At 34.3% G+C, this 14113-nt stretch carries 9 protein-coding genes; 3 read left to right on the top strand and 6 right to left on the bottom strand.

Annotation, left to right across the window (positions count from 1 at the left end):
- The gene (locus BUB90_RS11780) at window positions 1-1389 is read left to right on the top strand and encodes a DUF5808 domain-containing protein (RefSeq protein ID WP_073287934.1); all 1389 of its coding nucleotides are present in this window, start codon (window positions 1-3) and stop codon (window positions 1387-1389) included.
- Between the two features lie 95 nt (window positions 1390-1484).
- Here the strand turns inward: BUB90_RS11780 and BUB90_RS11775 are convergent, their stop codons facing one another.
- From BUB90_RS11775 to BUB90_RS11750, 6 genes are all read right to left on the bottom strand, one after another.
- Window positions 1485-2930, bottom strand: coding sequence for a methyl-accepting chemotaxis protein (locus BUB90_RS11775; protein WP_073287932.1), 1446 nt, complete (start codon window positions 2928-2930; stop codon window positions 1485-1487).
- A gap of 243 nt (window positions 2931-3173) precedes the next feature.
- Complete coding sequence (locus tag BUB90_RS11770; protein ID WP_170865484.1) at window positions 3174-5216, bottom strand: methyl-accepting chemotaxis protein; 2043 nt, start codon at window positions 5214-5216, stop codon at window positions 3174-3176.
- Window positions 5217-5245: 29 nt separating this feature from the next.
- Window positions 5246-6415 carry a glycoside hydrolase family 88 protein gene (locus BUB90_RS11765; protein WP_073287928.1) on the bottom strand — a complete coding sequence of 390 codons (1170 nt, stop codon included), beginning with the start codon at window positions 6413-6415 and terminating at the stop codon, window positions 5246-5248.
- 305 nt (window positions 6416-6720) lie between these two features.
- Window positions 6721-7557 (bottom strand): carbohydrate ABC transporter permease, encoded by an 837-nt coding sequence (locus BUB90_RS11760; protein ID WP_073287925.1) that lies wholly within the window; start codon window positions 7555-7557, stop codon window positions 6721-6723.
- A gap of 27 nt (window positions 7558-7584) precedes the next feature.
- A complete protein-coding gene (locus BUB90_RS11755) occupies window positions 7585-8517 on the bottom strand; it encodes a carbohydrate ABC transporter permease (protein ID WP_242952538.1) in 933 nt (310 codons plus the stop codon).
- Window positions 8518-8995: 478 nt separating this feature from the next.
- Entirely contained in the window at window positions 8996-10348 is a 1353-nt protein-coding gene (locus tag BUB90_RS11750; protein ID WP_073287922.1) for an extracellular solute-binding protein, read from the bottom strand.
- Between the two features lie 302 nt (window positions 10349-10650).
- Between BUB90_RS11750 and BUB90_RS11745 the strand changes: the two genes are divergently transcribed.
- Window positions 10651-12438 carry a sensor histidine kinase gene (locus BUB90_RS11745; protein WP_073287920.1) on the top strand — a complete coding sequence of 596 codons (1788 nt, stop codon included), beginning with the start codon at window positions 10651-10653 and terminating at the stop codon, window positions 12436-12438.
- A 47-nt stretch (window positions 12439-12485) separates the two neighbouring features.
- Window positions 12486-14102 (top strand): response regulator, encoded by a 1617-nt coding sequence (locus BUB90_RS11740; RefSeq protein ID WP_073287918.1) that lies wholly within the window; start codon window positions 12486-12488, stop codon window positions 14100-14102.
- Window positions 14103-14113: the final 11 nt, after the last annotated feature.

The following is a 14113-nucleotide window of genomic DNA, read 5'->3' as shown; positions in this document are numbered from 1 at the left end:
ATGTTCATGAAAATCATTCTGTTTGTTTTCTGTTATCCCATACTTCCAATTATGTACTTTATAATAAAGAACGAATTAGAACCACACAAGAATATTATTCTCGGAGTAACCTTACCATCCGATGAATTAAGGAATCCAAAGGTTAAGGAGATTATATCTAGGGCTAAGAAAAGTATGCGAAGAATAGCTATTGTTCTTGCACTCCTTCCTTTCACCTCACTCTTAACCAAGTACGATTCCATTGTATATGCCATATTCATCACTTGGATAACCGTACTTTGTTTTATCTTCTTCCTTCCATTCATGAAAGGTAATCTACAATTACATAAGCTAAAGAAAGAACAGAATTGGCATCTTGATGAAGAAGGTACAACAATTGTTGATCTTAAAGTTACTTTAGAAGAGCCAAATCCTTTGAGCAAGTATTGGTTTTTACCAGCTATCGTATTAACCTGTATACCAATCATTATTGATTTGTGTACAATTACAAGCAAAGATTCTAACCTGTTATCCCTTGCCACTACTACATTAGTTGGATTAGTAACCTTCCTATGCCCTTTCTTGTTTCACATTGCATATAAGACGAAACAAGAAATTGTTAGTCAAGATTCTTTACGTAATCAAACCCTTACAAGAATTCGTCGGTATAACTTTGGTAAATGCTTTATCGGTCTATCTTATACCAATGCTATATATACAATCTTATTTTGGCTGTATATTAATCATTATATCGATAGTATTATTCTCTTCTTAATTATTACCTTGCTCTATACTTTCTTTCTATTATGGTGGGTACTTCGTGCCGAGTTTAAGGTTCGTTTGGCACAACAACAATTCAGTATACAGTCAGAGGATTCTTTTACTGCAGATGAAGATAGTTACTGGATCTATGGTTTGCTTTATTACAATCCAAACGATAAGCATTTGATCGTCCCAAAAAGAGTAGGGCTAGGAACAGATATGAATTACGCCAAACCAGCAGGCAAAGTCTTCGGCGTTATCATTGCATTAATTATATTAGCTATGCCAATCTCTGCAATTGGACTAATTCAAAGTGAATTTTCTCCATTACTATTAACCATTGATGAAGAAAGCATCACAGCAAAGCATTTTCATACCACATATGGCATAGATTTTGATGATATTAAAACAGTTGAAACTTGGGATGAATTACCCAATATATCAAAAGACAATGGAACCGGATTCTCTACACTCTGTAAAGGTACCTATAGTATAGCCGGTAATGGTTCATGTACCGTATGTTTTAATCCTACCAATCACCTTTTCATTGTGATTACTAAGGAGAATGATAAAAAATATGTCTTCAGCGGTTCAACGGATAAAAAGACAGAAGAAGTCTATAACATACTTATTACTAAAATTCCTTAACCAAGGCAACCAAACAAAGCTGTTACAAAATGGCTTTCTTAACCATTTCGTAACAGCTTTGTTTTTCTTTCACATCTATCTAGAAAGCATGTTTTCTAGTTTTTTTCAGATACCTCTGTTAATTTATTCGTTATTTTATCAATTTTATCAATTTCAATGGAACAATTATTAATTGCTTTGTTATGGATAGTAATGTTCTCAGATATGCTCGTTATCATTGCATCGTTTTCTTCGGAACAGGCTACTAATGCCTCTATTTCACCATTAATCAATTCAAAATTCTGCTTTATCTCATGAATTAGTTGGTATTCTTCTTGTACCACATCTTCAGCAGCATTCGCATTACGATTAATGTTATATAGCAATTTCATTAATTCGTCCATCTTAGCAACGCCAATTCTAGCAGCCTCTGCTCCTTTTGTGGTCCTTTCTGAAACCAGTTCCACAGTACTTGATAATTTAACAATTATATTATGAATATTAGTGGAAGCTTTCGCACTCTCTTCTGATAAAGAACGTATCTCATCAGCTACCACAGCAAATCCTCTTCCATGTTCACCTGCTCTTGCTGCCTCAATGGAAGCGTTTAATGATAAAAGATTCGTCTGTGATGCAATGGAATTAATCTCGTCTAAAATACCTGTAATTCTACTCATCTCTTCTAGTAGTATTCCCGTGGCTTCTTGTGCAGACTGTACTGTATTCCCCATATCATCAAGCGACGTTTTCACATCGTTAGCCCCTTCATTACCTTCCTGCACAGCATTAGTTACTTCTTTGAAACGTTCATCTAGCTTGTTTGCCAGCTCATAATTCCTGTCTACAACTACAACTGCATCACCGATTTTCTCATTTACCGTCACTACTGCCTGTGTCATACTTCCTACAGCTTCTCTCATCTGTTCCGTAGATAATTGAATATGATTCGCTTCTCTAGCCATTGTATGTACTTCACCTGTGGTCTGCTCTAAAGAATTACTAAGACTCATTGCAACCTGAGCTGCTACTTTTTTATTCTCAGATAAATTCTGTAACATCAGCGCTGACTCTTTTACCATATCCTCTCCACGTTTTGTGGCTAGATAGATAACGTATCCAGTGAACGTAAACAAAAGTCCCTTAGATACAGCTCCTAATATTGTAGTCCCTTCAGATCCTTCAATTGCCTCTGGCATAATTATTCCTATTATCACTACTAATATTCCGACTGGAATAAAATATAGTTTCACTATCTTACAGCTAAAATAAGAAGCTGCCATAGCTAATGTTACATAAAGTGTTACAAATGCCGTTGAACTACCGCCGATAACAACCGAATAGGCAATGGCACAAACAGATATAATCCATAACATGCCAATTGCTTTTTGGTCCAATATAAGTCTACTATAATAAATTCCTATGGATACTATTAATCCTAACATCAGACATACAATAGATATCAATGTTTGGCTAGAAATACCATACTTTCCAACTGTCATCACAATAAGCAAAAGTACACTCACTACAACTATAATTAAGTTCCTGTAGAGTAATTTTTTCATCTGAGATCCTCCAATAACTATGTTTATATTAAGTTTACCAAATTATTATGATATTTCAACATATTATTAAATACTACACCATTCTTATTTTATATCTATTGTGATTGTGTTAATAAAAGTGTCTTTATAGAAGAGGGTATTTTAAGTTAAATCAAAGGCGTCAATTTGGACTTGCTTCAAATTGACGCCTTTGACTTAACTGATTTTTCCTCCTCTTCTAGTTCAATATATCCGTTAGCTAATCTAGATCTTAAATACACCTATTTCTTTTTCTAGGTTCTTTGCTTTTTCCTCCAGTGTAATAATTATCTTGTTTAAATTCTCTACACTTTCAAACTCATAATCAGTCTTATCACTTACTTCCCTTGTTGCTGCTGCCGTTTGTTGTGATACTGCTGAAATATTACTGATCGCGGCTAGGGTATCATTCTTAATATTCTCAATTGCATATACTTCTTCTTTAATCTTTTCGATCTGCTTCATCAATTCTTTCATCTGTGTACTGATGTCATTGTAACCTTCCATCGTCTTATTCAAAGCGATTGTCTGCTCCGAAACAGTCTCTTTAGCAATCAAAACGTTCTTTGACGTTTCTTTTGTTTGTTTTGATATGCCTTCCGCTATTACTTTCACCTCCCCGGCAGCCTCTAATGATTGTCCTGCTAACTTAGCAATTTCATGAGCAACAACTGCAAATCCTTTGCCAAAAACCCCTGCCCTTGCAGCTTCAATTGATGCATTAAGAGATAATAGATTCGATTGCTCCGATATATCTTCTATGGTGTCTATAATCTGTGTAATCGAACCAGATTGCATAGATAACGCATCCATATCAAGTACAATCTTAGCTGTAATATCAGAAGTACCTTGCGCTTTCTCATATAGTTCCTGTAATGCTTCATTACTTGACTCTATTATGTTATTGGTATGTTTCTCAAGAGAAACCATTGTTTCTGTACTTTCTGTTACTTCATTAATACTGTCAGATAATGTATTCATCTGATTCAAGCAACTATTGGCTGCATCTGCTTGTTCGACCATACCTTGTTCAATTTCGCCTACAGCACTAGATATTGCTGCCATTGAACTGGTAATAACCTCCGAAGATTTTGATACTTCTATCGTTGAATCCTTAACTTCCAAACTAACTATAGATGTATTGGTAATTAATTTTTTCATATTATGTCGCATATGATCTAGATTCTCTGTTAATGTTCCAAATTCATCTTTTCTCCGGGTATTAATGCTATATGTTAAATCGCCTTCTGCAACTTTTGAAATCCCTAGTACAGCTTTTTTAATTGCTTTACTTAAGTTTGATGCATAGATTGATGCTATAATTAATGCTAGAATACTTGTACTGATAATCATCATTACCGTGTTTTGCTTAATACCATCTGCACTTTGATAGATTACACTCTGTTCAATTAGGCTGCTTAACATAGTATTCGTCTCACCAATTTTACAGTATGTATATAGATACTTAGCTCCATTGAATGTTACATACTCTGATCCTGATTTTGACTCTGCTGTTAGACTTTTCTGATAGAATGTGGTATCCACCATACTTTCGTTAGCTCCATCGGAGAAAATCTCTCGTCCATCATCTGTTATGAATGCCATGGATTCACTCTTATCCGTAAGTTCATTCAACAAATCAACGATTACTGACTTATTAACATCAACAATGATAGCACCTTCCTTATCACTTATAAAACCATTAAGACTTCTTCCCATACTCAATCCATAGGAATTGGTAGTTGTACTAAGTACGGAATCTATGAATGGATGTGTCCCTATCCAACTAGTTGTATTTCCTGCGTTAAGTATCTTCTGCCCTTCTTTCGAGGCAACAAAGTCATCATAAAAAGTGCTCGCTATCTGAACTGGATTCGAAGTTAATACGGTATCATTTTTTACAATTAACATGATTCCATTAATATACTTGTCTGTGTTAACAATAGAAACGATTGTACTATCAATATTCTTCTTCGCACCTAAACGTACCTTTTTATCCGACGCATATACAGGAGAATAGAATCTTGTAACATTATCGTCAGTCATAATTCTAACAGCCTGTGTAGCTACATTCTCAAAAATTACTTCCATGTAATTTCCCGTGGCCATAAATGTTTGTTCTTTATCATTAACATATGTTTTGACGATTGCATCTCTTGCACGAGTATAGTTAAGAATCCCCATCCAAATCATCATAGCAATCAAAAGCAAAAACACACAAGTCATCTTGACTCTAACACCAAACCCTTTTTTTCTTGAATGTTTCATTATTACGCCTCCAATTTTACCAAAGCAACTTACCAATACTGATTCCATCCTTTGGTCATTCTAGTTAGAGCCTCCATGTAGAAATAGTCTCCCCATGAATTACACTCATCTACACCATAATGGTTACATGTATTATAAGGTGAATGATTCGAATACGTACTATGTAAGACTAATCCGTTGGATTCTTTGCTATCCTTAACTGCATAGGAATCAACTACTGATTTCATCATCTGCTTAGCTAATTTTGTATAATAAGCAGCATCTACTTCCTTCAGATATTTTGACATCTCAAGCATTCCACAAGCCGCAATCGAAGCACTTGATGAATCTCTTGGTTCTGTTGATCCTTCACCAAATTCTAAATCCCAATATGGTACCATATCTTTTGGCAGATGCTCTAGGTAATACTGTGTTACATTCTTAAATACTTCAACATATTCTTCTCTTTTTGTATAGCGGTATGCAAGAGCAGAACCATAGATTCCCCATGCTTGACCTCTCGCCCAAGCAGAACCATCACGATATCCCTGACAAGTAGCACCATGATCTGGCTCTCCTGTTTCCATATTAAAATAAAAGGTATGCCATGTGGAATAATCTTCTCGTATTACATTCTTGATTGCAGTGAGGATATGCTTATCAGCAATTTCACGGTATTTTTCTTCTTTCGTTTCTTCCGTTGCCCAATATAATAATGGAAGGTTTAACAAACAGTCAATAATGAGACGATAGTTATCTTGTTCATCCATTGCACCCCAAGCTTGAATGAAGCCTCCCACAGGATGAAAACGTGTTATTAATTGATCTGCTGCTTTAATAGCTGCTTCTCTCGCCTTTTCACTTCCCACTAACTTGTATGCTGCAACACAAGAGGGAGAATATAAGAATCCCATATCATGATGGTCTACCCCGATCTTCTGATCAATACGATTAAGGAAACTATCTACTTGTATTAATCCTGCTTCTTTAATTCTTTCATCTTTACAATGTTCATAAGCTAACCATATTTCACCTGTCCAAAATCCAGTTGTCCAATAATCGTTTTCAATTGGTTTATAGAAACCACCTTCACTATAGGCATTTTGAAACATATAAGTAAATTCAGGTAAATTGTTGATAATTTGATTGGACGCAAAATCTAAGGCTTGATTCATCTCATCTTGGTTAATAATAGGCATGTCTTTAAATAATTTTTTCATATATATTCTCCTTACCTTGTTTATATTTTTGTATCAGCCTAAAACAAAATAGGAGGTGCAGTGGCAGTCCCCCCCTACACCTCTGATTTTTATATTTTTTTACTCAAGCTTCGTACACAAAAAACTTCATTTAGAGTAAGTAATTGCTATATTCATATGAAAAACTATCTGAACACGTCAGTACTTGATTTCGCAACGCGAGATCTTAGTACTGCTACGTGTGAAGCTAAGCGAGCGCGGATTTTTTCGTTGAATATAGCAATTAACTACTCTTCGAAATCTTCAAGTTCGAAGTTTGAGTTTTATTATCCTTTAATTCCTGTTGCAGCTACACCTTCTACAAAGTACTTTTGTAAGCATAGGAATACAATTAATACAGGGATTAATGATATTACAGAAGCAGCCATGATTAATCCATATTCAGATGAATATTGTCCAATAAACATACGCAAACCAATCTGTAATGTCTTCTTACTTTCCGTTGTAAGATAAATACTTGGTCCAAGGAAGTCATTCCATGTTGCAACGAATGTGAATATTGTCAAGGTTGATAATGCTGGTTTTGATAATGGAAGCATAATCTTCGTATAAATCTTATACTCGCTCATACCATCAATTCTAGCCGCTTCACATAAGGAATCCGGAACCCCTTGGTAAAATTGTCTCATCATGAAAACACCAAATGCTGAGAATGCTTGTAAGCATATAATTGCTAAATGTGTATCATTTAAACCGATTGAACGCATCATGATAAATTGAGGAACCATATATACTTGCCAAGGCACTGCAATGGTTGCTATGTAACCAAGGAATAAGGCATTCTTACTTTTGAATCTTAATTTTGCAAAAGCATATGCAGCAAAACTACTTGTTAATAATTGAAGGACTGTAACAATTAATGTAATCTTCGAAGTATTTAATACGAACTTCATAAGAGGAATCTTAGTCCATATAACTTTATAATTATTCCATTTTGGATTTTCAGGAATCCATTTTATTGGTACTGTGAATACATCTTTATCGAATTTAAGTGACGCAGACACCATCCATAAGAACGGAACCAACATTACTACTGTAATTGTAATGAGTACTACATATAATAGTATTTTATTAAGTTTACGCTTACTATTTTTATTTAACATTATGCCACCTCCTGTATCTCAATATCTTTAGTCATTTGCATAGTTCTTCTCTCCTCTGAACTGAACCACTGTTACTAATAATACCAGTGCGAACAGTACCATTGAAATTGCGCTTGCATAACCATAATCAGATGAAGTAACAAATGCAGTTTGATAGATGTGATATACAAGAACTAATGTTGATGTACCTGGTCCACCTTGCGTTATCATATAAACTTGATCGTATACTTTGAAACAGTTAATCGTAAGCATAATGATTACAAAGAATGTAGTTGGTTTTAATTGTGGCCATGTAATATTCCTGAATTTTTGCAATGCATTTGCACCATCTAAGCTCGCTGCTTCGTATAATTCTCCTGAGATACCTTGTAATCCAGCGAGGTAGATAACCATGTAATACCCCATAGACTTCCAAACACTGAATGCTACAACGGTGAACATCGCCCAGTCTGCATCAGCAGCCCAACCCGGTAAGTTTTGTTTTGCTACACCTAGATTAGTAAGCATTACGTTAACAAGACCAGCACCAGGACTGAATAAATTATTCCATACTGTTGCTACTGCAATTAAAGAAGCTACATATGGGAAGAATCCGATTGCTCTAAAGATTGCTCTTCCTTTTATCTTCTTATTCAATAAGATTGCTAAGCCAAGAGCCGCTGCCAATGTAAATGGCACAGTTGCAATACAGTATACAATTGTATTCTTAATTGCTGCCAAGAAGCGTGTATCCTCAGCTAAGCGTTTGAAGTTCGCTAGACCAACAAACTGAATTGGATTATTACCATCCCATGACATGAATGCCAATATGAATGCAAAAATAACAGGAAGTAAAGTAAATATTGCAAAACCTATAAAGTTTGGTGCGATAAATGAATATGCCACTAGACTACGTTTAGCGTCTCGGCTAAGTAATTTTCCTGTCTTTAATTTTTCAATGGTCCTCTGCGTTTTTTGCATTTCTCTAAGAAGTTTATCTTTTTCTTTAATTTTGTCTTTATCCTTCTTACTATCAAGCCCCCAAGTATTGAATTCTGTCATCAATCTCTCTTGAAGCTGCTTCATCTTCGCATTAAGCTCATTTAGTTTTTTTTGCTTTTCTTCTGCTTCTTGTAAAGATAATTCTCTATTTTTCATATGATCATAAGCCAATAATGGCCTACCTCCTCCTTATCGTATTTGTTATATAACACCATAACATTTAGGGCATAATATTAGTTCGGGTATCAAAAGTCATGTACCTTTAATAATCGATAATATATATTTTCATAGCTTGATTATTTGGCTTTTGACACCCGAACTAACATTTTTACATGTATTAGCATAGTGTTGTCTCAACTTGTTGCCCTGTAACTAAATAGTTACCCTATTTTTTTGTCAGGTGGTTATTTTTAGAACCACCTGACTTTGCCAATAACATATTGCTTTTTTCTATTGATTATTTATTAATAATTTTATCTATTTCTTTATTCATATAAGCGATACCTTCATCAATTGTCATTGTTTCCGTCATGATATAATCATGTCCGTCATTTAAAACAACTTCGATTTCAGCACTCTTATCATAAACTGGCATTTCAAGGTAAGTATTAGCAGTTCTTAATGCTTCCGCACTGTTAGCATCAGTAGGGAATCCTTCCATGCCTGAGATAGCATCAACTACGCTGTCCGTCTTGATTGCTGGAAAAGTACCTGTTGATGCAATGATCTCAGCACCTTCAGCTCCACATACAAAGTTCATGAAATCAGTTGCAATTTCTTTGTTCTTAGAAGCACTTGTTACTGCTAATGAAGTAATAGTTGCTAAAGTTGATCCCGGTTCAACACCTTCTGCATGAGGATATTTTACAAGTCCCCAGTTTGAGAGTTCTGTATATTCGCCAATTTTAATTTTTTCGATTAATGTTGGAATAAACCATGACCCCATATTCATCATAGCTACGTTACCTTGAGCAAATGCTCCAGAGTAATGTAAACTACTTGTCTTAAGTGTTGCATAGTCTTGGCAAACGCCATCTTTTTGCTCATTTAGAACCATCTCATAGTATGGTTTTAAGAAATCATAGTTTCCATCGATGATTGAACTTTTACCATCAAGAATACCGAATAACTGAACTGCTGATCTCCAAGTATGGTAATGAGCACCATATACTTCATTACCTAAATCAGTCTTAGTAACTTGACGAGCTAAATCATCATATTGTTCAAAAGTCATATCGTTTGTTGGGTAATCAACACCAGCTGCATCAAAGATGTCTTTGTTGTAGAATACAACCCAGAAATCACTTCTATATGGTAATGCATAGATTTGATCGTTAATTTCGATTTGTTCAGTAATACCACCATATACAGATAAGTCAAGTGCACTTGTGTCAACTTTTTCTAAAACGTTCTTAGAAACTAAGTTTGTATATCCTGGAATATCTTTTACGGTAACTACATCTAAGTTTGTATCGTTTCCTGCTAATTGTGTTGCCAATGCAGTCATGTAATCTTGTGAACCAAGATCTACTAATTCGATTTCTACATTAGGATTCTTTGCTACATATGCATCGATAACTGGTTGATAATATGTAGTTGCTGCTACGTCCCATACAGCCCATCTGATTTTAGTCTTTTCAGCTGTCGAATCTGTTGTATCCGTAGCTGAATCTGTTGTCGTATCAGTCGCTACATCTTCTTGTTTTGTTTCTTCTTTGCTGTTGTTTTTCTTAGTACCACAACCAGTAAACATTGTTAATACTAATGCACAACTTAGTACTAAACTAATAACTTTCTTTCCTTTTCTCATAAAATACCCTCCTAAAAAGTTTTGTAACAGTTGTATGTATTCCTCAACCATGAACTTATTATATAGTTTTGAGCTTATTTATAAAATGTAATATTTTTATTATAATATTCATTATTTCAATCTTTTCAGCGACTTTTTAGTTTTTATTCTCAAAACATATATTATTTATTTAAAAACATGTAAAATATTATAATTGTCAGTAATTTGCCTTATTTTCTCATGAATATAGCCTCAATTTTATTGACATTAAACAATTACTTGTATATCATGAATATATCTTATCGGTAAAGTAGGTGCAAAAGATGAAATATTACAAGTCACGCAGTATAAAAGTCACAATCATTAAAATGACCATGGTATTTACCTTGATTTTATCTGTTTCAATCTCTTCTATTTGCTTTATTTCTTTCGAATCTCTACTAAAAAACAGCTTACAGCTCTCTACTTCGTCGAATCTAAAATTAATAATGAACTCATTTACGTCGAATATGACAGATGTACAGACATTAGCCAGATGGTGTAGTATGAACTACACTTTAGCTAATTATCTTACCAATGAAGATGATGACAAAAAGATATCACTAGAAGCGTGGAACCGGTTGTCAGAAGAATATCGCAACAATCTTGCCTATTACTATATAGAAAGGGTTGTTGTTAGTAACTTCGAAGGTAAGTATCTACAAGCAACCAGTCGAAGTACCACGAAAGCTACTAAGATATCAGAGCATATACAGGAATCCTCCTATTTTGATGAGCTCTATAATGATTTTACATTCAAGTGGGTTGGATTGTTGCCCAATGATATCGGTGATAACACAAAAGATTTGATTATTCCTATTATTCGTCCTATCTACAATAAAAGTTCACCTGATAAGATAGGCTGGGTATACATAAGTGTAACTTCTAATATCTTAACCGATGCACTAAAATTGTATTCGATTCCTAGTGATAGCAAAGTGTATCTTACAATCGAAGATAAGACATATCTAATTGATAATGGCAAGTTCTCGTTAACAAATGATTTAGATGATGTTGTTTCATTAAACAAAAAGACTGCCAAATCAACTATACGTACCATTCGAACGGAATCAGGTAAGAAAGAAACACTGGTTACTTATACTAGTAATCTGAGTGGTTGGTCACTCTCTCAAACAATCTCTGCTAGTGTCTTTAATAAGCAGAAATCTATGTACATATTTATTATTTTATTAATCATTGGAATCGTAATGCTACTTGGCGTACTTTTGTTAATCGACCTTAATAGGAAGATTAATCGACCAATTTATAAAATCAAGAAAAAACTTGAGTGTGTTGCCAAAGGAGACTTTAGTATCGATAAAGAGATTGAATGGGATAACGAACTTGGCACAATTGGAATTGGTATTAACAAACTATCCGGAGATATTGCGGAATTAATTAATGACAAAATCCAGGATGAAAAGGAACGACAATCACTAGAATATCAGATGTTACTGAGCCAGATTAACCCACATTTTCTCTATAATACTCTAAACTCAATAAAATGGATGGCCACAATCCAGAATGCTACAGGTATAGCAGAGATGACTACTTCTCTATCAAGGCTGATGAAATCCGTATCGAAGGACACCAATCAAATCATCTCTATACAACAGGAATTAGATTTACTTAATAATTATTTCATTATTCAAAAATATCGTTATGGTGGAACGATTCGATTAGACATTCACGTAATTGACGAAGACTTATACCAATGCCAGATTCCAAAATTCACATTACAACCAATGGTTGAAAACGCAATCTTTCATGGCATCGAGCCAAAAGGTTCTGTTGGTAAAATCATTATTACAATCGACTCTCTTGATGATCAGACGATTCAAATAACCATCGAAGATAATGGAATTGGACTATCAGAAGAACAAATATCTTCCATCTTAGCAACTAACGATAATTCTAGTTCTGGTTTATTTAAGAAGATTGGTATTAATAATGTAAACCAACGAATTAGATATGCTTTTGGCGATAACTACGGACTACAATTTCATAGTAAGGAAGGTGAGTACACAATAATTACGATTTTATTACCAAAGTTAATTACACCACCAGCTTAATCGCTGAGCTATGAAAGGAATTAGAATCTGGAAGGAGTAAGATTTAGATGTATAAATTACTAATTGTTGATGATGAGCCTCTTGTGCAGATAGGAATTAAATCAATCTTGAACTGGAACGAATTCGGTATTGAGGTATGTGGTACTGCAATGAATGGAAAACAAGCTTTCGAATATATTGGAGAGTTTATGCCGGAGATTGTTATCACTGATATACGAATGCCCCTTATGAACGGTTTAGAACTAATCAAAAATTGCAGAGAACTCTACGGAAAGTTACCACTATTTATTATTCTTACTAGTTATGAGGACTTTAGTTTTATTAAAGAAGCTATTAAATATGGCATTATCGATTACCTTGTAAAGCTGGAATTAACTGCAGAATCTTTACGTGAAGTGCTTCAAAAAGCACTTCAAATACTAAAGGAACAGAATACTGCTGCTTCAATACCTAAGACGGAAACAGCCTTTAAAGCTTTCCATGATAAGTTCTTCATCTCACTCCTTCATAATTTATTTAAATCCAACGATGAATTCCATGAAGAGGCAAAGGCACTCTCCATTGATTTTATAGCTAAAAGTTACGCAGTAAGTCTATGCAATATAATACCTGAACAAGTAGAGAAATTAAATCCACAAAAAGCAATGGATTTGTACTTTAGTGCTATGGAGATGATGCAAAACATAGTGAGCAAGTACGTAACTTGCTATTGCACTTCATTAGACACTAAACACTTTTGTATTATATTTCTATTACCGAATACCAATGTAGAGGAATGTAATGCTTTGATTGAAGAAGCACTTACCTCTGCAAGCAATATGATTCATAATTACTTTAATGTTTGGATATTATCAAGTGTTGGTAGACAATATGAAGAACCACTTCAAATTGCGGATTCGTATGAGAATGCACGCCAAATTAACACCTATGTTACATTAGAAAAAAAATTACTTATGTATGATACATTAATACAGAGTTCACACAAAATTGATTCGAATATCTTCAATTTAAGTCTATTCAAAGCGTCAATTCGAAAAGCTTTTGAGGAATATGATGCTGTTGCTTTCTCCGATACAATATCAGAGATTATTGAGTTGTTTCGAATGCATCCAACAAAATATATCCAAGCACTGGATGCAGCCTGTAATATCCTATATCTATCCGTTTCGCTCCTTACTGATGGAGAAACTATTATAAATAATATCTTCTCCTCTTACCCAGATGGATATCATTCTATCTATCTGCAAACTACGATGGATCAATTATTATCTTGGTTAGAATTTTTCAAGGTTAATTTATGCAAGCATCTACAAAGTCACCATAAATCTTCCAAAGAGGAGTTGGTTGACAACATTATCGACTATATTAATTCTCATATTGACGAAAAATTAACCTTGAATGAAACGGCATCTGAATTTGGTATTACTCCGAATTATCTTAGCCTGATATTCAAAAAGGAATCCAACATAGGGTTTTCCGAATACATAACCAATCGGAAGATTTCAAAAGCCAAACTCATGATGGCTTCCGGTAACTATAAAATCTATGAAATTGCTGACCAATTAGGATTTGAGAATGCATTTTACTTTAGTAAAGTTTTCAAAAAAGTTGAAGGTTGTTCACCGAGAGACTATCTGCAAGCCAATAATTCACCTATTACCTAAAAGAAAGGATA

It is taken from the genome of Anaerosporobacter mobilis DSM 15930, from assembly GCF_900142955.1.
Classification (GTDB): Bacteria; Bacillota; Clostridia; order Lachnospirales; family Lachnospiraceae; genus Anaerosporobacter; species Anaerosporobacter mobilis.
The sequence above is the reverse complement of the archived record's forward strand: the minus strand, read 5'-3'. Positions and strand labels throughout refer to the sequence as shown.

Coding starts and splice junctions, on each gene's coding strand:
- BUB90_RS11765 (WP_073287928.1), bottom strand. CDS start 6,415: ATGAAAAAATTATTTAAAGACATGCCTATTATTAACCAAGATGAGATG.
- BUB90_RS11745 (WP_073287920.1), top strand. CDS start 10,651: ATGAAATATTACAAGTCACGCAGTATAAAAGTCACAATCATTAAAATG.
- BUB90_RS11750 (WP_073287922.1), bottom strand. CDS start 10,348: ATGAGAAAAGGAAAGAAAGTTATTAGTTTAGTACTAAGTTGTGCATTA.
- BUB90_RS11755 (WP_242952538.1), bottom strand. CDS start 8,517: ATGCAAAAAACGCAGAGGACCATTGAAAAATTAAAGACAGGAAAATTA.
- BUB90_RS11760 (WP_073287925.1), bottom strand. CDS start 7,557: ATGTTAAATAAAAATAGTAAGCGTAAACTTAATAAAATACTATTATAT.
- BUB90_RS11740 (WP_073287918.1), top strand. CDS start 12,486: ATGTATAAATTACTAATTGTTGATGATGAGCCTCTTGTGCAGATAGGA.
- BUB90_RS11775 (WP_073287932.1), bottom strand. CDS start 2,930: ATGAAAAAATTACTCTACAGGAACTTAATTATAGTTGTAGTGAGTGTA.
- BUB90_RS11770 (WP_170865484.1), bottom strand. CDS start 5,216: ATGAAACATTCAAGAAAAAAAGGGTTTGGTGTTAGAGTCAAGATGACT.
- BUB90_RS11780 (WP_073287934.1), top strand. CDS start 1: ATGTTCATGAAAATCATTCTGTTTGTTTTCTGTTATCCCATACTTCCA.